The sequence below is a fragment of the Kitasatospora sp. NPDC114501 genome (assembly GCF_055633695.1).
In genome coordinates this window covers 123,787-144,431 of record NZ_JBVKDS010000018.1, presented here as the reverse complement: position 1 = coordinate 144,431, position 20,645 = coordinate 123,787, and the positions used below count along the sequence as shown (strand labels likewise).

The following is a 20,645-nucleotide window of genomic DNA, read 5'->3' as shown; positions in this document are numbered from 1 at the left end:
CCGCGGGGTCACTCGTCGAGTTCCGCGACGCCGGTGATGCGGTGCAGGGCGAAGGTGCGGAGTTCGTCGGCGTGGTGGTCGAAGGCGGTGACGAAGCCGCCTTCGACCTTGACCGGGTCGATGATCCGCTGGCTGGCGATGCCCTCGGCGTTGAGGTAGCCGATCCACATGCGCTCGCCGAGCAGCACGGCCGTCTGGAGGGCGGCCAGGGTCTCGGCGGCGGCGGTGCGGGGGAGCCGGCGCGGGTCGGCGGCGGGCTCGCGGCGGGCGGCGGTGGCCGCGCGGTCGCCGGCCCGGATGGCCTTGATGGCGGCGGCGAGCAGGGTGTCGTCGGGGCTGGGCGGTCCGTCGGGGACGGGGACGGGTGCCGTCCGGGGCGGGGTGCGGTGGCTGTCCGGGCGGGTGATCAGCACGTCGCCGTCGGCGGACTCGGCGGCCGGGGCGTAGCCCATCGTGCGCAGGGTGGCGAGCAGGACGTCCGGGGCGGCCTGGGCGGCGACGACGGTGGGGGCGAGCAGTCGCAGCCGCAGGTCGGCGGAGCGTCGGTCGGCGAGCACCTCGCCGAGCAGGGACGGGTCGTCGCACCGCAGGTACGAGGAGGCGGCGCCGACCCGCAGGATGCCGTGCCGGCGGGCGACGTCGTCGATCAGGTAGCCGAGCGGCTGCGGGACGGGCGTACGGCTGTGCTGCTCCAGGAAGGCCCGCAGGTCGGCGGCGGTGCGGCCGGCGTCGAGGGCGCGGCGCACCGAGGCCGGGGTGAAGCGGTAGACGGTGGCGCCGCCCTTGGACTCGATGTCGGCGCACAGCGCGAGGGCCTGGGCGAGCGGGGTGAGCAGCGGGCCGGGGGCGATCGCGGTGAGGTCCGGCTGGAGGATCACGTGGTCCAGCGGCTGCGGGAGCAGCGGGGCGAGCACCTCGGCCGGGTCGGACTCGGCGGTGAGCAGGGCGCGGGCGGGGGCGGCCAGGGCGCCGCGGCCGGTGATGCCGAGCAGTTCGGCCTCGTCGAGGGTCCAGGCGGTGAGCTCGTCGCGCAGCTCGCGGCCGTCCGGGCCGGTGGGGCCGCCGCGCAGCGGGCGCTGCCAGCGCAGGGTGGGGAGCAGTTCCTCGGCGGTGGCCGGGGTGCCGGGCGGGAGTTCGGCGAGCAGGGCGAGGGCGGCGCGGCGGACGGACGGGGCGAGGGTGCGGTCGAGTTCGGGGCCGAGGGCGGCGCGCGGCTTGCCCCGGCCGTCCGGGGTGCCGGTGAGGGCGGGGACGCGGGTGGCGGCGAGCCAGGCGGTGGCCAGGACGGACCAGCGTTCGGCGGTGTCCAGGTGCAGCCAGGCGTCGTACGCCGGGGTGGGGGCCCAGCGTTCGTCCACCTCGCCGTCGGGGGCCAGTAGCCCTGCGGTGTAGGCGAGTTCGAGCCAGAAGGCGGTCTGCTGCTCGGTGTTCTCCAGGGCCTGGGCGGTGCGCTTGAGGTCGCGGACGCCGAGGCCGCCGGCGCGCAGGGTCAGCGGCGGGTTGAGGCCCAGGCCGTCCATCAGTTCCTCGACGGTCTTGACCGCGGTGTGCGCCTGTCCGGCGGCGGCGCCGTCCACCACCCGGGGGTCGCGCGGGGCGGCGGTGGGCGCGGGCTCGGGCTGGACCGGTTCGACGGTGCGGTGGGTGCGGCCGCCGCGCAGGTGCAGGGCGAGTTCGCGGGGCAGCACGACGCTGCCGGGGCTGCTGGGCAGCAGCAGACCGCGGGCCAGCAGCCACTCGACCGGGCTCTGCGCGTCCTCGGCGGTGACCGGGCGGACGGCGTCCGGGACGGTGCCGGTGGGCGGGCCCCAGACCAGCCGGTCCAGCAGCCGCAGCGCGGCCTCGGGCGCGGTGTCGAGCAGCGCGGCGCAGCGGGCCCGGTCGGTGAGCAGCGCGGTGAGCGCGGCGACGGCGCTGACCGGGTCCGGGGTGGCGGGCTGCCCGGCCGAGGCGAGCAGCTGTTGCAGCCGGGCCGGGGACATGCCGACGGTGGCGTCGGCGAGGGTGGGGCCGAGGCCGGTGCGGCCCGGGTTGTTGGCGGTCGGGGCGAGCGCCTCGCGGACGGCGAGGACCAGCCGCAGCCCGTTGTCGGGGCCCCAGAGCAGCGCCCGGTCGCGCAGGGTGGCGATCGCGCGGGGCAGGGCGCCGGCGACGGCGGACCGGTCGGCCGGGGTGAGCGGGGTCGCGCCGGGGTGCGGCCTGACCTTGGCCGGGCCGGTCAGCAGGGTGCGGACGGTGCTCAGCGAGGTGCCGTCCGGGGCGGTGGCCAGCGCCTCGGCGACCTGGAGGGTGAAGCGGTCGAGCCGCTCCAGGGCGCGCAGCGCGGAGGCGCGCGAGGAGAGCCGCGCGGACAGCTGGGTGAGGTCGCCGGGGACGGGGTTCAGCAGGTCGGGGCGGGAGCGGAACAGGGCGGCGAGCGCGTCGTCGGGACGGGCGCGCAGCTCCTCGGCGAGGGTGCGCGGGCCGGTGGCGGACCTGCCCCGGCGTTGAGGGCCCTGCTGTGTGGTCATTCGACCTAGGTTAGTCGGGCGCGGGGACGACGGGGTGTCCCTCGTGCGGCCGTCCCTCCGGCGCAGCGCCGTACCCGCGGACGGACGCGGACGGACTCGCGCGGGCGGGGGCGGGGTGGGTAGCGTCACGCCGAGGGCGGTTCGGTGGGCGGCCGGTACGGGTGAGGCGGGGTGGTCGGTGATGACGGACGGCGAGTGGTGGCGCAAGAGCGGGCCCTGGAGCGAGCGTTCGGGCGGCGGCCCGGGCGGCGGCTCCGGGGAGCGCGCGTCCGACGGGGCCGCCGAGGTCCCGTCCGCTCCCGGTCCCGCTCCCGTCCCGGATCCCGACCCCGACCCCGACCCCGACAGCGTGTACGAGCCGCCGGCGCCGAGCGCGGCCGGCATCCCGTCCGTGCCGCTGGACCTGCCGGACCTGGCCGAGGCCGGGGAGCGGGCGGACGCGATCCCGCCGCCCACGGTGTCCAGCACCGGCCCGTGGACCATGACGCTCTTCGACTTCTCGGACGGGCCGCAGCCCGCGCCGAAGCCGGTCCCCCAGCAGCGCACCGGCGAGGAGACCGCGGCGCCGGCCGAGCCCGCGGCGGATCCCGCGGACCCGAAGAAGAAGCCGCGCCGGGGCCGGCGCAAGCAGGCCCCCACCCCCGCCGCTCCTCCCGCGCAGCCCGGGGCCGCCGCCGGGAAGGCCGGGGGCAGGAAGGGCAAGGGCAAGACCAAGGGCAAGGGCAAGGAGGCGGAGCAGGGCGCGCCCGCCCGCAAGCCCTCCCCGCTGATCCTGCTCTCCTGCGGCCTGCTGGTCGGCGGGGCGGTCTCCGGTTTCTTCCCCGCCATGCTGGCCGGCTGGGGCCTCGGCTACCTGTCCCGTCAGATCTCCGACCTGATGCGCAAGTTCGTGGTCCTCGGCATCCCGCTGGCCACGATGAGCGCGACCACCCTTCTCTCCATGCGGCAGGCCAAGCAGGCTGGTGGCCAGGGCGGCGGCCTCCAGTCTGGCTCGCCGCTGGGCCAGATCAGCTGGTCGGCGGCCCCGGACGTGCTGCGGGTGTCCGCCGTGCTGTCGGCGGTGGTCCTGCTGCTGCTCGCCATGCGCCGCCGCCCGCCGCAGCAGGGCTGAGCCGGGGCGGTGCGGGTGCCGCCGGGGTGGCCGGCTCTCTCGGGTCTCCCGGATCTCTCCGAGCGGTCGGGTCAGTCGTCGGCGAGGTGGACCAGGTGGCGGAAGGTCGCCGGGTCACCGAGGTGGCCGACGATCCAGTGGGCGACGGTGGCGCGGGTGGCGGTGCCGGCGCGGGGCAGCGGCCGGTCGTACGAGACCTGGGGGCCCGCGGACGGCGGTCCGTCCGTGAGCATCGGCACCCGGACGACCGTCCACGCGGTGTCGGACCCGGCGAGCACCGCCTCCATCCGGGCGAGGTCGTGGTGGACCTCCCGGTAGAGCCGGTCGACCACCAGCCCGGTCACCACCCGCTGGGCGAACGGGAGCCGGCTGGTGTCCAGGCCCGCCGAGCTCATCGTCACCAGGTGCCCGGCGCCGCCGGCGCGGACCGCCGCGGTCAACTCCCGGGCGCCGTCGGAGAAGACGGTGGTGGCCCGGCGGCCGGTGGTGCCGAGGGCGGCGACGACGGCGTCCTGGCCGTCCAGCGGGCCGTGCAGGGAGCCGGGTCGGCCGACGTCGGCCCGCGCGGTGAGCGGGGTGCCGTGCGCGTAGTGCGGTAGCCGGTCGGGGTCGCGGGCGACGGCTGTGACGGTGTGCCCGGCCGCCAGGGCCAGGTCGACCACCAGACGGCCGGTGCGTCCGGTGGCTCCCACGACTGCGATCCTCATCGGTTCCTCCTCGGGATTCCCGTGACTCGGGATTCGGGATGTGCGACTTGCGATTCGTGACCGGGCACCGGGGCGGTGCTTGTCATTCATTCAGACGGACTGTATGAATGAAATCAAGTGAACCACGGCACAGCGCGAGTGCGCGACCAAAGGAGCGATGGAACATGGGAGTTCGGCAGACTCGGTACCCCGATCTGGACGGCCGGGTGGTCGTGATCGCCGGCGGCAGCCGGGGCATCGGCGCGGAGACCGCCCGAGCCTTCGCCCGGCAGGGTGCGGCCGTCGCGGTCCTCGGCCGCGACGAGGCGGCGCTGACGGAGGTGGCCGAGCGGATGCGGGCGGACGGCGCCCGGGCACTCGGGCTGGTCGCCGACTGCACGGACGCGACGGCGCTCGGCTCCGCCGCCGCCCGGATCGAACAGGACCTCGGCCCGGTCGACGTCCTGGCCGCCTTCGTCGGCGGCGACGGCTACCCGGTGCCCACCGTCCGCGAGACCGAGGAGCACTGGCGGGCCGTCCTGGACGGCAACCTCACCGCCACCTTCCTCACCGTCCAGGCCTTCCTGCCCGGCCTGCTGGCCCGCGGCAGCGGCTCGATCGTCACCATGGCCTCCACGGCGGGCCGGCTGCCCAGCGGTGCGTCGGCCGCGTACGCCGCGGCCAAGGCGGGCGTGCTGATGTTCACCCGGCACCTCGCCCTGGAGGTCGCCGGTGCGGGCGTACGGGTCAACGCCGTCGCGCCGGGCGCCGTCCGCACCGAGCGGACCGCCGCGCAGATGCCGCCCGAGGTGCGGGCCACGGTCGCCGCCGCGCACCCGCTGGGCCGCCTCGGCGAGCCGGAGGACATCGCCTCGGCCGTGCTCTTCCTGGCCTCCGACGCGTCCTCCTGGATCACCGGGCAGACCCTGGACGTCAGCGGCGGGCGGATCATGCTCTGAACGGTGGGGGCGGCGCCCCGCCGGACGCCGGGGCGGCCCGGCCCGGGTGAACCGATCGGCGATACTGCCAGTTCACACGGAACGAGTGGAGGCGAGCGGGATGAGCCCCCGGTCCTACCGGATGGGACAGCGGCAGGCGGAGGTCGACGAGACCCGCGCCCGGATCGTCGCGGCCGCCCGCGCGCACCTGGCCGAGACCGGCGGGGTCTCGCTGGACGCCGTCGCCCGCCGCGCTGACGTCGCCCGGGCGACCGTCTACTACCAGTTCGGCTCCAAGGCGGGTCTGCTCGAGGCGGTCTGCGACGCCCTCGCCGAACAGGGCGGCATGGCCCGGCTCGCCGAGGCCTTCACCCTGGCCGACCCCTGGGCGGCGGTGGACCGCTTCGTGGAGGTGATGGGCGGCTTCTGGGCGGTCGACCGGGTCTGCACCCGCCGGCTGCGCGCCCTCGCCGCGCTCGACGAGGAGGTGGGCCGGGTCATCGCCGACCGCGACGCCCGCCGCCGCGAGGGGGCCGCCGTGCTGACCGGCCGCCTGCCCGCCGCCCCGCCGGACGCGGCGGGCCTGCTCTTCGTCCTCACCGCCTTCGAGACCTACGACGCGCTGGCGACGGAGGCGGAGGCGGAGGCGGAGGCGAAGGAGGAGGCGGCGGCCGGGACGCCGGACGGCGATGGCGCCCTGACCGCCGCCACCCCGGCCGTCACCCGCCTGGTCCGCGCCGCGCTCGGCGGTCCGGCGGAGCGCTCCTGACGGCCTCGGCGTGGCGCCGCCTCGGGCCGGCACCCCCCGCCTCGGGCCGGCACCCGTGGCGGCAAGGGGGTTAACACCCGTACCGGACGGGTGCTTTCCCCGTTCTGCGGGCGGGCCGGTCGCGGCCAGACTCTGGGCATGCCCGCGCAGCCCGTGATGACGACCGAAGCCCCCGAAGCCCCCGCCCCCCGGGCGGGGAGCGGCGGCAGCGACTTCGCCCAGTTGACCCGCCGAATAGCCGCCGAGGGCCTGCTCGCCCGGCGCCCCGGCTACTACGCCGTCCGCGCGGGCCTGGTGCTCGCCGCCTTCCTCGGCGGCTGGTACGCCCTGTTCGCGCTGGGCGACACCTGGTGGCAGCTCGGCCTGGCGGCGGCGATGTCCGTGGTGTTCGCCCAGATCGCCCTGCTCTCCCACGACCTGGCGCACCGTCAGGTCTTCGACCGGAGGCTGCCGAGCGAGATCGGCGGCCGGATCGCCGCCAACCTGCTGATGGGCATGAGCTACGGCTGGTGGATGAACAAGCACACCCGCCACCACGCCAACCCGAACCACGAGGAGCGGGACCCGGACGTCGCCCCCGACCTCCTGGTGTGGTCCAAGCGGCAGGCCCGGCAGGCGGGCGGCCTCGCCCGGTTCATCGGCCGCCGGCAGGCGTACCTGTTCGTGCCGCTGCTCCTGCTGGAGGGCCTGAACCTCAGCTTCAACAGCTTCCGCGCGCTGCGCAGCCCCGTCATGAAGCGCCCGGTACTGGAGGGCGTGCTGCTGGTGGTCCACTTCGCGGCCTACTTCGGGCTGGTGTTCGCCGCCCTCCCGGTCGGCAAGGCGGTCGCCTTCCTCGCGGTGCACCAGGCGCTGCTCGGCGTCTACCTGGGCTGCGTCTTCGCCCCGAACCACAAGGGCATGCTGATGGTGACGCCGGGGATGAGGCTCGACTTCCTGCGCCGCCAGGTGCTCACCTCGCGCAACGTCCGCGGCGGGCTGCTCGTCGACTCGGTGATGGGCGGGCTCAACTACCAGGTGGAGCACCACCTGTTCCCCAGCATGCCGACCCCGGCGCTCGGGCGGGCCGCCCGGATCACCCGGGAGTTCTGCGCCGAGAAGGGCGTCCCGTACTGCGAGACGGGCCTGTTCCGCTCCTACCGGGAGATCTTCGCCCACCTGCACCGGACGGGCGAGCCGATCCGCTCCGGGGGCTGAGCTCCGGCTGCGGATGAGCCACGGCCGAGCGGCGGGCGGCCGTCACATCCGGCCGCCGGGATCCGTCGGTGGGGCAGTGGGGCAACACCGACGGTACGGAGGAAGAGCAGGATGCTGACGAACATCATGTACGTGACGGTCTACGTGACCGACCAGGACCGCGCCCTGGAGTTCTACGTCGACGGGCTCGGCCTGGAGAAGCGGATCGACCACCCGGGCCCGGACGGGCGGTTCCTCACCGTGGCCGTCCCGGGCGGCGGGCCGGAGATCGTCCTGTGGCCGCACCCGGAGTCGGCCGGACTGCCGGCCGGGCGGCAGCCCGGAGTGGGAGTGCCCGGGCCGGTGTTCATCGAGTCCGACGACCTGCGGGCGGACTTCGAGGTGCTGCGCGGGCGCGGTGTGACCTTCGAGCAGCCGGAGCCGGAGGACTACGGCTTCGGCATCCGGATCGAGGCGGTCGACCCGGACGGCAACCGGATCGCGCTGCGCCAGCGCGCCGCCTGGCAGGCCGACGCGAAGGCCGACGCGAAGGCCTGAACGCCGCCGTCCCGCACGGGGGGCCGGACGCACCGGTCTCCCGTGTCGGACGGCACCGCCCGCCCGGTTCCGCGTTCGCGCCCGTACGATGCCCGAGCGGGGTGTGCGGAGGCCGGGGGTGGATGTGGTTCGGATCTGGCTGCGGTGGGCGCTGATCGCGGTGCTGGCGGCGGCGGTGGTGTCCGTCGGCTGGGCGGGGTGGCGGCAGTACCGCGACACGGCCATCCCGGACCCGCCGGACGTCCCGGGGCTGGCGCGGGACGCGGCGACCGGGGAGGCCCGTCGGGCGGCCGAGGAGCGGATGGCCGGCCGGATCGACCGGCTGCCCGAGCTGCTGCCGTGGGCAGCGGAGTTGGGACGGTCGACGGTCGACGTGTGCCGGACCGACTACCGCGGTGACCTGTTCGCCCGGGGCAAGTGGCTGCCGACGGCCTGCGAACGGACGGTGAACGTCTACCTGGCCTTCGACGGGGACGACGTCCGCTCCCGGCTGGCCGATCTGGACCGGTACCTGGACGGCCAGGGCTGGCTGAGCTCGCAGCGGTGGAAGGGCCTGGTCGCGGCCGACGAGTACGACCACCAGCCGCCCGCCGACCCCACCCCGGAGGAGGTGGCGGAGGCGGCGGCCCGGCCGATCTCGCCGTCCGTGGAGTTCGAGCTGTCGACGGGCGAGGCGGTGCGGACCGAGCTGCACGTGAGCGTCGCCCGGCCGCCGGGCCCCGAACTCCTGACCTCCGGCGAGGACTACTGGTACGAGAAGTACGGCGACCGGCGCTACCGGAACGACGAGGGGCAGCGGTCCGAGTACCTGACCTGGCAGCCCGTGCGGCCGGGCGAGGTCACGGAGCCGGCCGGGGGCCGGTACGTGGCGGTCCTGGGCTTCACCACCAGGTACGCGCAGGAGCAGTGAGCGGCCGGCCGGCCCGGCCGGTCAGTCCGCCGCGGTGGGGGGCGGGGAGAGCGGCAGGGTGGCGGTGACCCGGAAGCCCGAGAGGTAGGGCGAGGCGGTCAGCTCGCCGCCGAACAGCGCGATGCGCTCGGCGAGTCCGAGCAGGCCGTGGCCGGTGGACAGCTCCCGGCGGGCCTCGGGGCGGCGGCCGGCGCCGTCGTCGACCACCTCCAGGGCCAGCACCTCGGACCAGTCGATCTGCACGGAGGCGTGGCTGCCGGGGCCGGAGTGCTTGATGACGTTGGTGACGGCCTCCTGGACCAGCCGGTAGGCCGTCAGGTCGACGCTGTCGTCGAGGTGGGCCGGGGTGCCGCGCACCTCCAGATCGATCAGGATTCCGGCGCGTCGGGCGTCCTCCAGGAGCGGCTCCAGGTCGGCGAGTCCGCGTCCGGTCGTCTGCGTCACGGGTACGTCCGCGCTGCGCAACACCCTTAACATGCGGCGCAGTTCGGCCATCGCGTTGCGGCCGAGCGCCTCGATGTCGCCGAGGGCGCGGGCCAGGCGGTCCGCGTCGGCGGACGCCGTGCTGCGGGCCGTGTCGGCCTGCAACACGATGACGGCCACCGCGTTGGCCACGATGTCGTGCAACTCGCGGGCGATCTGGACGCGTTCGCTGCGGACGGCTTCGCGGGCGCGCGCGAGTTCGCGCTGGTCGCGCTCGGCGGCGAGGGCGGCGGCGCGGACCCACCGGCCGGCGCTCCAGGCGACGGCGGTGACCGGCAGGTAGAACGCGAGGCCGCTGATGATGATCGTCGTCTGCCGGCCGGGGCCCGCCGCCCCGGTGGCGATCGGGTACCAGATGCCCAGGGCGATCGGCAGGCCCGTCAGCGCGAGGGCCGCGACGGCGGCGGTCCGGCCACTCTGCCGGGCCGCCGTGTACAGCGCGATCAGCACACCGAAGAACGGGCCGAACTGGAAGTCGGTGGTCAGGGAGAGCAGGGCCGCGCCCACGGCGGCGGCCCAGACGACGCCGAACACCGCCGTCGGCCACCGCCGGCGGAAGGTCAGGGCGACGGCCTCCGGGAGGGCGAACGCGGCCAGCAGCAGCTGGTCGGCCCCGCTCGTGTCCGGCGCGAGCGGGGCCGCGTAGAAGAAGACGTCGGGGACGGTGATCGCCAGCGCCAGCGCGGTGTCCGCCGCCGTGACGGTCGGTGACCTCCGGCGGCGGACACCGTCCGTCACAGCCGGAGCTCCCGGCAGCACGAAGTGTTCGTGCCGAGGCAGCACCAGGAGTCGTCGAACTCCCGGAACCCCTCGACCGGGACGTCGGACCACCAGGGCTCCGGCGCGGCGGCGTGTTCCGGCGGACGGACCGGGTAGCCGAGTGCCGCGTGCACGGCCCACAGGTCGCCGTGGTACTGCCGGAGGGCCTCGTCGAGCCGGTCCCGGGTGACCTCCTCGGGGGCGGTCGCGTGCCGCGACGGCGTGAGCAGGGTCAGGAACGCCGCCGCGGTCCGGACGTCGCCGGTGTCGAGGGGGGCCAGCCTGATGCCGGCCACGCGCAGGGCCTCGGCGCTGTCGCCGGGTTCGGGGTCGACGGTGATGCGGACGGCGAGGCTCTGCCACGGGTCGCCGACCGTCCTCGGCGGTTCGGGCACCAGGACGGTCCGAGGGCCGAGGAGCAGGCCGTGGGCGAGGGCCGGACCGGCCGACCCGTCCGGCTGGACCTGGTGCACGGTGACGCCGACGGTGGGGCGCGGGGTCGTCCGTTCGTTCATGGCGGGGCTCCCGGAGGGGGAGTGGAATGAGTGGGTCCTTCGCCTCAGTCGTAGCGCGCCCCGTCGTACGCCGCCTGCGGGAGTGACCGCTCGGGTGAGCGGTCACCCGGTGAGCGGCAGTCACCGAGCGGCACTCGGTGACCGGCCGCTCGGTGAGGGGCCGGGGCCGCTCAGCCGCCGAAGCCGGCGAGCAGCCCGCGCGGGTCGAAGGTCACCCGGATCCGGGTGATCCGGCCGTCCTCGACGTGCATCCAGTTCGCGGTCGGCGCCGGCGGGGCGATGCTCGTGCACAGCTCGAACCAGGTGATCACCTCGTCGCCCTCGGCCACCCGGACCTTCACGTCGATCTTCTCCAGCACCCGGCCGAGCCCCTTGAGCCCGGCCAGCGCCTCCTCCACCCCGGAGGCCGTCCCCAGGGCCCCGACGAAGTCGACGTCGTCGGCCAGCAGGTCACGGACGGTGTCGAACTCGCCCACCTCCCAGGCGGTGAAGTAGGTCTCGGCAATCTCGCGCGCGCTCTTCGTCGTCGTCATGCCTCCATCCTCCGACCGTCCGAGTCATCCGTCCAACAGATGAATCTGATGGTTCCCATCTCTTCTGGTGATGAAAATGCCACACGGAGCGTGAGCGGTCCCGCGCCGTCGTCACTCTGAGCGAATGTCAGCTGAGGTGGTTTCGGACCGCCGGGCCCGGTAAAGCGCTCAGAGCTGGAATGTGAAGGAGGCGTGAATCGTGATCACTGAACAGCAGGCCCGTTCCATGCTGCACCACCCCGTCCATGACGCCCAGGGCAACAAGATCGGCAAAGCGGACCACATGTTCCTTGACGACGCCACCGGAAAACCGGAGTGGGTGAGCGTCAAGACCGGTTGGTTCGGTGCGAGTGAGTCCTTCGTGCCGATCCGCGACGCCCGCGTCGTCGACGACCACCTGGAGGTGCCGTACCCGAAGGAGAAGGTCAAGGACGCGCCGCTGGTGGACGTGGACAGCACCGGACACCTCTCCGAGCGGGAGGAACGCCGGCTCTACCAGCACTACGGCATCGCCTGGGACGAAGCCTGGAAGTCCGCCAACCAGCCCGGCGAGGGCGGCTGGGCCCGCGCGGGCGGTGGTACCGCCGCCGCCGCGGGCGCCGGTGCCGCGGCCGGCAGTGCGGCCGGCACCTCCGCGGCGACCGGCCGCGCCGGTACGGCCGGTACGACCGGCATCAGCCCGGCCGCCACCACGCGCGCCGCCGCCGCTCCGGGCGCCGCCGCCACCGGGCGGACCGCCGGCCACCTGGACAAGGACAGCGCGATGACCCGTTCCGAGGAGCGGATGAGCGTCGGCGTCGAGCGGTACGAAGCCGGCCACGCGAAGCTGCGCAAGTACGTCGTCACCGAGGAGGAGCGGCAGACCGTGCCGGTGCGGCACGAGGAGGTCCACATCGAGCACGAACCCATCACCGACGCCAACCGGGGCGCCGCGATGTCCGGTGAGCTCATCTCGGAGGCCGAGTACGAGGTCACCCTGCACGCGGAGCGGCCGGTGGTGCGCACCGAGGCCGTCCCGGTCGAGCGGGTGCGGCTGGTGACCGAGGAACGCGTCGAGGAGCAGACCGTCACCGGCCGGGTGCGCAAGGAGCGCATCGAGGCCGACCTGCCCGACGGGAAGTCCGGGCACCTGCGGGACAAGGAGCTCCGGGGCCAGGAGCTCCGGGACAAGGAGCTCCGGGACAAGGACCGCCGCCGGTGACACCCGGCGGGCCGTGACCGCCCCGCGCGGCCACGGCCCGCTCGTCGGTCCGCCGTTCCTCCGACGGGCCGATCGGCCGAGCGGATGGAGCGCCCGGTCGCATATCGTCACCGGCTATGGAGATGCACCAGCTGCGCTACTTCGCCGCCGTGGTCGACGAGGGCACCTTCACCGCCGCCGCGGCCCGGCTGCACGTGAGCCAGTCCGGCGTCAGCACCCAAGTGGCCAAGCTGGAACGCGAACTGGGCCAGCAGCTGCTGGACCGGGCCGGTCGGCAGGTGCGTCTGACCCCGGCCGGCGAGGCGGTCCTGCCGCTGGCGAAGAACGCGCTGGCCACCCTCGACGCCATCCGGCACACGGCGGCCGAGTTCGCCGACGCCGTCCGCGGCCGGGTCCGGCTCGGCATGATCATGGGCTGCTCGATCCCGCCCTTCCTGGACGCCGTCGCCGACCTCGGCCGCAGCCACCCCGGCATCGAACTCAGCCTGCACGAGGGGCACTCCGAGGACCTCCAGGCGCAGGTCCTGGCCGGCTCCCTCGACCTGGCCCTGATCGGCTACGCGGGCGAGGTGTCCCCGGGCCTGGAGGCCACCGTCGCCGTCGACGAGCCGATCGCCGCCGTCGTACCCGTCGGGCACCCGCTCGACCGGGCGCGGCTGCGACTCGCCGACCTGCGGGGCGAGAAGATCCTCTGCCTCTCCCCGGGCACCGGCATCCGCGCCGCCTACCAGGACTCCTGCCGTCGGCTCGGCCTCGACCCGCGGGTGGACATCGAGGCCAGCTCCCCGGTCGCGCTGCTCCGGCTCGCCGAGCGCGGCGCGGGCGTGGCCGTCCTCAGCGCGTCCTCCGTCGCGGGCGCCGAGGACGCCGGGCTGCGGACCGTCCCGCTGGCCGACGCCGCCACCTGCGCCCGGCTCGGCCTGGTCGCCCGCCACGACCAACCGTCCCCGGCCGTACGGCTGTTGCGGGCCAGGCTCCGGGCGGCGCTCCGCTTCGAGTGATCGTCGGACGCGGCCGCGGAGGCGTCGACCCCTCGCCCTCCGGGGGCTCAGGCCTTCCGGCTCGGGCTCAGGCCTTCCAGCGCGGATCGCGTCCCGAGGCGGCCAGCGCGCGGTCCCAGGCGGAGGCGTCATCCGGCAGCGCCACCGACGCCGCGAAGCCCGCGTACTGCCGGTACAGCTCGGCGTTCTCCGCCACGATCTCCCCGACCAGCAGGGCGAGTTCGTCGTCGACCTCGATCCGCCCGCCGGTGGCCCGGGCGACGTCCCAGCCGTGCAGCAGCAGCTCCAGCACCAGCATCCGGGCGATCCCGACCGCGGGCACCGGCGAGCCGCCGAGGTCGACGTCGCCCTCCCAGGCGGCCGGGTCCGCCCAGGCCGCGACCGCCCGCTCCAGCTGGGCCGCGTAGGCGGAGCGCCAGTCGGCGTCGGCGGTGAAGTCGCGCGAGCCCAGCTCCTCGGGCAGCTCGGTCCGCCGGGCCCGGTGCTCCAGTCCGTGCGAGGTGTAGAGCACCCAGTGGTTGATCAGCGCACGGGTGTCGAACTCCGTGCAGGGCGTCGGCCCGTCCAGCGGCCGGTCGGCCGGGACGGCGGCGGCGACCCCGGCCGCCACGGAGGCGGCGCGGGCCAGGAAGGGGTGCATCGGGTGGGCGTTCATGGCGTCGATTCTGGGGCAGGGGGCACCGGCTCGTCTTGAAGAAACGCGACGGCTCCAGGGCGGACACGCCCTAGCCTGGCGGCATGGCGATCGACCCCCCGGATCCCCCGGAGTCCCCGGATCCCCCGGACCCCTCCGACCTCGGCCGCGGCGTGCTCCACCCCGCCCGGGCGGCGGAGCTGATCACCGTGGACCGGCTCGCGCCCGACCCGGCCGTGGCGCGGTTCGTCGAGTACTACTGGCTGGTCCGCTGGGACCTGCACGGCCTGCCGCCGTACGAGCAGAAGGTGCTCGCCCACCCCAACGTCCACCTGGTGTTCGAGGCCCCGCGGGCGCGCGTGTACGGGGTGGACCGCTCGCTCTTCGTGCGCCGCCTGGAGGGCGCCGGGCACGTCCTGGGCGTGCGGTTCCGCCCCGGCGCCTTCCGCCCCTTCGCCGGGCACCCGGTGAGCGGGCTGGCCGACCGTTCCGTGCCCGCCGCCGAGTACTTCGGGCCCGAGGCCGACCGGGTCTGCGCGGAGGTCCTCGGCGCGCCCGGCAGCGCCGCCGCCCTCGCCGACGCCTTCCTCCGCCCCCGGCTGCCCGCGCCCGACCCGGTCGCCGCCGAGGTCGCCGCCATGGTGGACCGGATCACCGGCGCGCCGGACCTGTGCCGGGTGGACGGGCTGGCCGCCGAACTGGGCCTGACCGTCCGCCGCCTCCAGCGCCTGTTCGCCGAGTACGTGGGCGCCTCCCCGAAGTGGGTGCTGCGCCGCGCCCGCCTCCACGAGGCCGCCGAACGCGCCGGTGCGGACGGCGGGTTGGACCTGGCCGCGCTCGCCGCCGAGCTGGGCTACGCGGACCAGGCGCACCTCACCCGGGACTTCACCGCCGCCGTCGGCGTCTCCCCGGCCCGCTACGCGGGGACGCGCTGAGACGGGCCTCCAGGGCTCCTACGCCCCCATGAAGCGCTGCAACTCGTCCAGCAGGTAGTTGGCCCCGGTGTAGCCGATCCCCTGGAACCACAGCTGGTCGTCCACCGGGAACGCCCGGTGCCCCCTGACCGCCCCCAGCGCCTGCCAGCCCGCGCTCGCCAGCACGGCGTTGGCGCCCGACGCCTCCGCACCGCCGTACGTCGCGTACAGCAGCAGGTCGCCGTCGGCCCTGGCGAGCTGGTCCGGGGGGATCTCGAAGTCCGACTGGTCGACGTTCTGCGCGTCCGGCCGGCCCACCTGGGCGTCGGCGAGCACCGTCCCGGGGAAGCTCTGCCGGCCGAACAGCCGGATGCCGCCGCCCTCCACGAACCGCACCAGGCTCACCCTGCGCCCCGACGCCCTCGCCGCCGCCAGCGCCTGCGCCACCTGCCCGGCGTGCTTCTGGTACGCGCCGGCGAAGGCCGCCGCGGCCGCCTCCCGGCCCAGCGCCTGGGCGTGCACCTGGACGTTCGCCTTCCACGGCGCCCCGGCGGTCTGGGTGAGCACGGTCGGGGCGATGTCCCGCAGCTGCTCGTAGCGGTCGCCGTCGCGGGTCTGGTTGGAGAGGATCAGGTCCGGCCGCAGCGCCCGTACGGTCGGCAGGTCGGGCGCGCCGGCCGGGCCGACCAGCCGGATCCCGGCGGTCCGGGAGGCCGGCCAGTACTCGGGGTAGCTGGTGTCGCGGCCCGGCAGGGCGGCACCGACCGGGGTGATGCCGAGGGTCAGCGCGGAGTCGAGCACGTCGGTGTCCAGCACGACCACCCGCATCGGCGCGCCCGGCACCACCACCGGACCGGTGGCGGCGTTCACCGTCACCGGCGCGACCGGGGCCGGGGACGGCGTGGCGCCGGTGGTGAGGCCGTCCGCGGTCGGCGGGGCCGGGCGCCGGGCGGTGCAGCCGGCGGCCGCCGCGAGCGCGCCCGCGCCGAGACCGGTGAGGAGGGTGCGGCGGGAGATCCGGGGCATCGGCGGTCCTCTGGCGGCGCGGTGGGGGCGGGGCGCCGTCGATTATGTCCGAAATGGCAGCTGAAGTGCCGTTAAGCGTGGGTGCCGTCGGGGGTGAGTGCCGCCCAGGGGGCGCCCGGAACGACCAGCGGAGTGCCGGTCACCGGGTCCGGCACCACCACCGAGTCCAGCCCGAACACCTCCCGCACCAGCTCGGCCGTCACCACGTCCCCGGGCGCGCCCTGCGCCACCACCCGGCCGTCCCGCATCGCCACCAGGTGGTCCGCGTACCGGGCGGCCTGGTTGAGGTCGTGCAGCACCGCGACGACGGTCCGGCCGCGCTCGACGTTCAGCCGGCGGACCAGGTCCAGCACCTCCACCTGGTGCGCGATGTCCAGGTAGGTGGTCGGCTCGTCCAGCAGCAGGATGTCGGTGCCCTGGGCGAGCGCCATCGCGATCCAGGCGCGCTGGCGCTGGCCGCCCGACAGCTCGTCCATGCTCCGCTCGGCCAGGTCGGCGGTGGAGGTGCGCTCCAGCGCCTCCGCGACCGCCGCCTCGTCCTCCGGCGACCACTGCTGCCACCAGCTCTGGTGCGGCTGGCGGCCGCGGGCGACCAGGTCCGCCACCGAGATGCCCTCGGGGGCGGTCGGCGACTGCGGCAGCAGGCCGAGCCGCTGGGCGATCCGCTTGGTCGGGATCCGCGCCAGTTCCTCGCCGTCCAGCAGCACCGCGCCCCGGACCGGCTTCAGCAGCCGGCCGAGGGCCCGCAGCAGGGTCGACTTGCCGCACGCGTTCGGGCCGACGATCACCGTCACCCGCCCGTCCGGAACGGCCACGTCCAGGCCCTCGACGACCGTGCGCGCCTCGTAGGCCAGGGTGAGGCCCCGGGCCTCCAGGCGGTGATCGGACATCAGGAACCTCCACGGCGGGAACGGATCAGGAGCCACATCAGGTACGGTGCGCCGACCATGCCGGTCACCACGCCCACCGGCAGCTCCGTCGGAGCCAGCAGCCGCCGGGCGATCAGGTCGGCGAGGACGACCACCAGCGCGCCGGTCAGCGCCGAGCAGAACAGCGGGACCTGCGCCGAGCGGGCCAGCCGCAGCGCGATCTGCGGGGCCATCAGCGCGACGAAGTCCACCGGCCCGGCGGCCCCGGCCGCGCAGGAGGCCAGCACGATGCCCAGCAGCGCCATGCCGAGGCGGATCCGGTCCAGGCGCAGGCCCAGGCCCACGGCGGTGGCGTCGTCGAAGGAGATCGACCGCTGGGCCCGGGCGGCCCACAGCGCGACCGGCAGGGCGGCGAGCAGCACCCAGGCGAGCCAGCCGGCCTGGTCGTAGCCGGCGCCGTTCAGGCTGCCGGTCATCCAGACCTTGGCGGCCTGGGCCTGGAAGCCGTCGCCCTTGGTGAGGAAGACGGAGGTCAGGGAGGACAGCGCGACGCTGATGCCGATGCCGATCAGCACGAAGCGCTGCGCGTGCAGGCCGCGTCGCCAGGCCAGCGCGTACACCAGCAGCCCGGCCAGCACGCCGCCGGCCACCGCCGCGTACGGGGCCTGGCCGGTCGAGCCGACCACGCCGTACGCCGTCAGGCCGACCACGGTGGCGGTCGCGCCCCAGGTCACGCCCACCACGTCCGGGCTGGCCAGCGGGTTGCGGGCGACGGTCTGGACCAGCGCGCCGGCCAGCCCGAGCGCCAGGCCGACCAGCAGCCCGACCACCACCCGGGGCAGCCGGAACTCGCCGACCACCAGCTCGTGCGGGCTCGGCCGTCCGAGCACCACCTTGACCACCTCGCCCGGCGCGACGGTGGACTCGCCCAGGCAGAGCGCGGCCACCACGGTCGCCGCCAGCGCCACCAGCAGCCCGACGGCGACGGCCACCGAGCGCCGGTGCACCAGGAACGACGCGCGCCCGGCCCGGACGGCCGAGTAGCCGCGCAGCGACACCGAGCTCATGCCGCCACCACCTTCCGGCGGCGGACCAGGGCGACCAGCACCGGGACGCCGACCAGCGCCGTCATCACGCCCGCCGGGACCTCGGACGGCGGGAACAGGACCCGGCCGAGGGTGTCGGCGAGCAGCAGCAGCGCCGGGCCGAGGACGGCGGAGAAGGCGAGGATCCAGCGGTGGTCGGCGCCGGCCACCGCGCGGGCCGCGTGCGGGACGGCGAGGCCGACGAAGGCGATCGGCCCGGCCGCCGCCACCGCCGAGCCGGTCAGGACGGTCGCGCCGAGCGCGCCGACCGCCCGGACCAGGCCGGTCCTGGCGCCCAGTCCCTTCGCGGTGTCGTCGCCGAGCGCCAGCGCGTCCAGCCCGCGCGCCACCGCCACCACCAGCACCGTGCCGACGGCCAGGAACGGCAGCAGCTGCCAGGCCACGTCCGCGGTCCGCCCGGAGAGCGAGCCGACGTGCCAGAAGCGGAACTGGTCCATGGTGGCCGCGTCGGTGGTCAGCACCAGGGTGTTGAGCGAGGCGATGAAGGCGGACATCGCCGAGCCGGCCAGCGCCAGCTTGATCGGCGTGGCGCCGCCCCGGCCGCGCCCGGCCAGCCCGTACACCAGCACGGTGGCGATCACCGCGCCGGCGAAACCGAACCAGACGTACCCGGTGAGGGTGGAGACGCCGAAGCCGGAGATGGCGACCACCACGCCGGCCGCCGCGCCCTGGGAGACGCCGAGGATGCCGGGGTCGGCGATCGGGTTGCGGGTCAGGCCCTGCATGACGGCCCCGGCCAGGCCGAGCGCCGCGCCGACGGCCAGCCCGACGACCGTGCGCGGCACCCGCAGCTCGCGGACCACCACGGCGTCGGCGGTGTCGCCGCCGTGCAGCAGGGCGTCGAGGGTGTCGCCGAACGGGACGGTCCGGCTGCCGACCGCCAGGCTCAGCAGCACCGCGGCGGCCAGCACGGCGAGGGCGGCGGCGAGCCACAGTATTCGGCGCCGCGGCGCGCGGGGCGCGCCGGGCGGTGCGCTGGTGTCGGTCATGGGCCCTCTCCGCAGACAACTGAGGCAAACCTAAGTTCAGCCCAGGAGCCCGGGCAAATTGCCTCGTGGTCCACGGCCCCCGTTGGGTAGCCTGGCGCCATGCCCGCGACCTCGACCGCTCAGCTCACCGTCGGCTTCGACCTCGACATGACGCTGCTGGACACCCGGCCGGGTATCCGCGCCACCTACCTGGCGCTCTCCGCCGAGACCGGTACCCACATCGACGCCGACCTGGTGGTCACCCGGCTCGGTCCGCCGCTGGTGGACGAGATCCGCAACTGGTTCCCGGAGGACGAGGTGCAGCGGGCCATGACCCGCTACCGCGAGCTCTACCGCGACCACGCCTTCGCCCCGACCACGGCCCTGCCCGGCGCGTACGCCGCGGTCGAGGCGGTCCGCGCCCACGGCGGCCGGGTCGCGGTGATCACCGGCAAGTACGAGCCGAACGCCCGCCTCCACCTGGAGCACGCCGGGCTGGTCGCGGACACCGTGATCGGCGACCTGTGGGCGGAGACCAAGGGTGCGGCACTGCGCGAGCACGGCGCGAGCGTCTACGTCGGCGACCACCTCGGCGACATCCGGGGCGCCCGGCACGCGGACGCGGTCGCGGTCTGCGTGCCCACCGGCCCGTACAGCGCGGTCGAGCTGCGCGAGGCGGGCGCGGACGTGGTGCTGGACGACCTCAACGGCTTCCCCGACTGGCTCGCCGGGCACCTGGCCGCAGGCTAGGCCGTCCGCCGTCCGCCGTCCGCCGTCCGCCGTCCGCCGTCCGCCGTCCGCCGGCCGCACGCCGGGCCCTGCCCGGGCCCGCGGCGGGCCCTCAGGACCCGACGGGCCCGACCCGGCGGCGCTGGGCCCGCGCGTTCAGCAGCAGCCCGGTCAGCGCGGCCAGGAAACCGGCCGGCATCAGCATGCTCAGCCAGTACGCGGCCGTCGGCAGCGGCGTCAGGTGCAGGAACAGCGGGACGAAGGTGACCAGGGTGGCGAGTGCGCCGAGACCGAAGACGATCGCCCCGGCCTTGACGTACACGTCGCCGGGGTCGGCGCTCTGGCTGCTCACGTCTGCTCACTCCTCCGGGCCGGTCGGGACTGCCCCCAGTCTGGCAGAGCGGCCGCCGGGGCGGTCGACCGGAGCGGGTCGGTCACGTTGCGCAGTTTCCCGGCAGCTGAACGTTTTGATCCCTGTTGAGCGGGGGTATGCACGGGGTGCCGAGGGGCGCTACAGGTGCGCCCCGCGTCCTCAGACCCGGGGGTGTGAGCCGATGGACTGCGCGGAGCCGCGCCCCGGCCGTGCCAGTGCCGGGTCGCCCGTGACCGCGAGATCCCGCTCCCGCCGCCCCGACCGGGCCTCGGAACGCGGTTCCCTCGCGGAACGCGGATGAGGCAGTGACGGACCGTTAGTCTGCTCCTTGACCGCGTGCCGACCATGAGCGCCCATGGGCGCCGACCCGAGGTCGGACGCTTTTCCCACCACCCAGTGATCCCCGGCCAGGGCCGGGATCCCTCACACCCATTCGAGGACTGTTCGAGATGCCCACCGGCCAGGTCAAGTGGTTCAACGAGACGAAGGGCTTCGGCTTCCTGTCGCGCGACGACGGCGGCGACGTCTTCGTCCACACCAAGGCGCTGCCCGACGGTGTCACGTCGCTGAAGCCGGGCCAGCGGGTCGAGTTCGGCGTGGTCGCCGGGCACCGCGGGGACCAGGCGATGGCCGTGCAGCTGCTGGACGCGCTGCCCTCGGTGGCCGCCGCCCAGCGCCGGAGCGCCGACGACATGGCGCCGATCGTCCAGGACCTGATCACCACGCTGGACTCGGTGCTGCCCGGCCTCCAGCGCGGGCGCTACCCCGCCAAGCCGACCGGCCAGAAGCTGGCCGGCCTGCTGCGGGCGGTGGCCGACCAGTTCGACATCTGACCGGCGGGGCCGGAGCCGGCCGCCGGAACCGCGAGCCGCGACC

Annotated in this window: 22 protein-coding genes; 11 read left to right on the top strand and 11 right to left on the bottom strand. The window is 75.5% G+C overall.

The window, feature by feature from the left end; genetic code table 11:
- Nucleotides 1–8: 8 nt before the first annotated feature.
- On the bottom strand, nt 9–2,510 hold the full coding sequence (locus tag ACZ7RU_RS30360; RefSeq protein WP_470344162.1) for a helicase-associated domain-containing protein: 2,502 nt from the start codon (nt 2,508–2,510) through the stop codon (nt 9–11).
- A gap of 181 nt (nt 2,511–2,691) precedes the next feature.
- Between ACZ7RU_RS30360 and ACZ7RU_RS30355 the strand changes: the two genes are divergently transcribed.
- On the top strand, nt 2,692–3,621 hold the full coding sequence (locus tag ACZ7RU_RS30355; RefSeq protein WP_470344161.1) for a hypothetical protein: 930 nt from the start codon (nt 2,692–2,694) through the stop codon (nt 3,619–3,621).
- Between the two features lie 71 nt (nt 3,622–3,692).
- On the opposite strand, the gene ACZ7RU_RS30350 is transcribed toward ACZ7RU_RS30355, so the two are convergent.
- Nucleotides 3,693–4,328 (bottom strand): NAD(P)-dependent oxidoreductase, encoded by a 636-nt coding sequence (locus ACZ7RU_RS30350; protein WP_470344160.1) that lies wholly within the window; start codon nt 4,326–4,328, stop codon nt 3,693–3,695.
- A 164-nt stretch (nt 4,329–4,492) separates the two neighbouring features.
- Between ACZ7RU_RS30350 and ACZ7RU_RS30345 the strand changes: the two genes are divergently transcribed.
- The 5 genes from ACZ7RU_RS30345 (at nt 4,493) to ACZ7RU_RS30325 (ending at nt 8,658) form a co-directional block, all read left to right on the top strand.
- Nucleotides 4,493–5,266, top strand: a complete 774-nt coding sequence (locus tag ACZ7RU_RS30345; RefSeq protein ID WP_470344159.1) for an SDR family NAD(P)-dependent oxidoreductase — start codon at nt 4,493–4,495, stop codon at nt 5,264–5,266.
- 100 nt (nt 5,267–5,366) lie between these two features.
- Nucleotides 5,367–6,014: a TetR/AcrR family transcriptional regulator gene (locus tag ACZ7RU_RS30340; RefSeq protein ID WP_470344158.1), complete on the top strand. Its 648-nt coding sequence runs from the start codon at nt 5,367–5,369 to the stop codon at nt 6,012–6,014.
- A 156-nt stretch (nt 6,015–6,170) separates the two neighbouring features.
- Nucleotides 6,171–7,211, top strand: coding sequence for a fatty acid desaturase family protein (locus ACZ7RU_RS30335; protein WP_470344241.1), 1,041 nt, complete (start codon nt 6,171–6,173; stop codon nt 7,209–7,211).
- A gap of 111 nt (nt 7,212–7,322) precedes the next feature.
- A complete protein-coding gene (locus tag ACZ7RU_RS30330) occupies nt 7,323–7,748 on the top strand; it encodes a VOC family protein (RefSeq protein ID WP_470344157.1) in 426 nt (141 codons plus the stop codon).
- Between the two features lie 118 nt (nt 7,749–7,866).
- Nucleotides 7,867–8,658, top strand: a complete 792-nt coding sequence (locus ACZ7RU_RS30325; protein ID WP_470344156.1) for a hypothetical protein — start codon at nt 7,867–7,869, stop codon at nt 8,656–8,658.
- A gap of 21 nt (nt 8,659–8,679) precedes the next feature.
- Here ACZ7RU_RS30325 and ACZ7RU_RS30320 read toward each other — a convergent pair whose 3' ends face one another.
- The 3 genes from ACZ7RU_RS30320 to ACZ7RU_RS30310 all read right to left on the bottom strand — a co-directional run bounded on the left by ACZ7RU_RS30320 (nt 8,680) and on the right by ACZ7RU_RS30310 (nt 10,948).
- A complete protein-coding gene (locus ACZ7RU_RS30320) occupies nt 8,680–9,879 on the bottom strand; it encodes a sensor histidine kinase (RefSeq protein ID WP_470344155.1) in 1,200 nt (399 codons plus the stop codon).
- Nucleotides 9,876–10,415 carry a hypothetical protein gene (locus ACZ7RU_RS30315; RefSeq protein WP_470344154.1) on the bottom strand — a complete coding sequence of 180 codons (540 nt, stop codon included), beginning with the start codon at nt 10,413–10,415 and terminating at the stop codon, nt 9,876–9,878. The genes ACZ7RU_RS30320 and ACZ7RU_RS30315 overlap by 4 nt, the downstream gene beginning before the upstream one ends.
- A gap of 170 nt (nt 10,416–10,585) precedes the next feature.
- Nucleotides 10,586–10,948, bottom strand: a complete 363-nt coding sequence (locus ACZ7RU_RS30310; protein WP_470344153.1) for a nuclear transport factor 2 family protein — start codon at nt 10,946–10,948, stop codon at nt 10,586–10,588.
- Between the two features lie 199 nt (nt 10,949–11,147).
- On the opposite strand from ACZ7RU_RS30310, the gene ACZ7RU_RS30305 reads away from it, so the two are divergent.
- The gene (locus ACZ7RU_RS30305; protein WP_470344152.1) at nt 11,148–12,149 is read left to right on the top strand and encodes a PRC and DUF2382 domain-containing protein; all 1,002 of its coding nucleotides are present in this window, start codon (nt 11,148–11,150) and stop codon (nt 12,147–12,149) included.
- A 116-nt stretch (nt 12,150–12,265) separates the two neighbouring features.
- Nucleotides 12,266–13,150 (top strand): LysR family transcriptional regulator, encoded by an 885-nt coding sequence (locus ACZ7RU_RS30300; RefSeq protein WP_470344151.1) that lies wholly within the window; start codon nt 12,266–12,268, stop codon nt 13,148–13,150.
- Between the two features lie 67 nt (nt 13,151–13,217).
- Here ACZ7RU_RS30300 and ACZ7RU_RS30295 read toward each other — a convergent pair whose 3' ends face one another.
- Entirely contained in the window at nt 13,218–13,805 is a 588-nt protein-coding gene (locus ACZ7RU_RS30295; protein WP_470344150.1) for a TIGR03086 family metal-binding protein, read from the bottom strand.
- Between the two features lie 83 nt (nt 13,806–13,888).
- On the opposite strand from ACZ7RU_RS30295, the gene ACZ7RU_RS30290 reads away from it, so the two are divergent.
- Nucleotides 13,889–14,719 (top strand): AraC family transcriptional regulator, encoded by an 831-nt coding sequence (locus tag ACZ7RU_RS30290; RefSeq protein WP_470344149.1) that lies wholly within the window; start codon nt 13,889–13,891, stop codon nt 14,717–14,719.
- Nucleotides 14,720–14,737: 18 nt separating this feature from the next.
- Here the strand turns inward: ACZ7RU_RS30290 and ACZ7RU_RS30285 are convergent, their stop codons facing one another.
- The 4 genes from ACZ7RU_RS30285 to ACZ7RU_RS30270 form a co-directional block, all read right to left on the bottom strand.
- Nucleotides 14,738–15,724 (bottom strand): ABC transporter substrate-binding protein, encoded by a 987-nt coding sequence (locus ACZ7RU_RS30285; RefSeq protein WP_470344148.1) that lies wholly within the window; start codon nt 15,722–15,724, stop codon nt 14,738–14,740.
- A gap of 71 nt (nt 15,725–15,795) precedes the next feature.
- Complete coding sequence (locus ACZ7RU_RS30280) at nt 15,796–16,614, bottom strand: ABC transporter ATP-binding protein (protein WP_470344147.1); 819 nt, start codon at nt 16,612–16,614, stop codon at nt 15,796–15,798.
- Complete coding sequence (locus ACZ7RU_RS30275) at nt 16,614–17,660, bottom strand: FecCD family ABC transporter permease (RefSeq protein WP_470344146.1); 1,047 nt, start codon at nt 17,658–17,660, stop codon at nt 16,614–16,616. Before ACZ7RU_RS30275 ends, ACZ7RU_RS30280 begins: the two co-directional genes overlap by 1 nt.
- A complete protein-coding gene (locus ACZ7RU_RS30270; protein ID WP_470344145.1) occupies nt 17,657–18,688 on the bottom strand; it encodes a FecCD family ABC transporter permease in 1,032 nt (343 codons plus the stop codon). The genes ACZ7RU_RS30275 and ACZ7RU_RS30270 overlap by 4 nt, the downstream gene beginning before the upstream one ends.
- Nucleotides 18,689–18,787: 99 nt before the next feature.
- On the opposite strand from ACZ7RU_RS30270, the gene ACZ7RU_RS30265 reads away from it, so the two are divergent.
- A complete protein-coding gene (locus tag ACZ7RU_RS30265) occupies nt 18,788–19,417 on the top strand; it encodes an HAD family hydrolase (RefSeq protein ID WP_470344144.1) in 630 nt (209 codons plus the stop codon).
- Between the two features lie 91 nt (nt 19,418–19,508).
- On the opposite strand, the gene ACZ7RU_RS30260 is transcribed toward ACZ7RU_RS30265, so the two are convergent.
- Nucleotides 19,509–19,748, bottom strand: a complete 240-nt coding sequence (locus tag ACZ7RU_RS30260) for a hypothetical protein (RefSeq protein WP_470344143.1) — start codon at nt 19,746–19,748, stop codon at nt 19,509–19,511.
- A 470-nt stretch (nt 19,749–20,218) separates the two neighbouring features.
- On the opposite strand from ACZ7RU_RS30260, the gene ACZ7RU_RS30255 reads away from it, so the two are divergent.
- Nucleotides 20,219–20,602, top strand: a complete 384-nt coding sequence (locus ACZ7RU_RS30255; RefSeq protein WP_470344142.1) for a cold-shock protein — start codon at nt 20,219–20,221, stop codon at nt 20,600–20,602.
- Nucleotides 20,603–20,645: the final 43 nt, after the last annotated feature.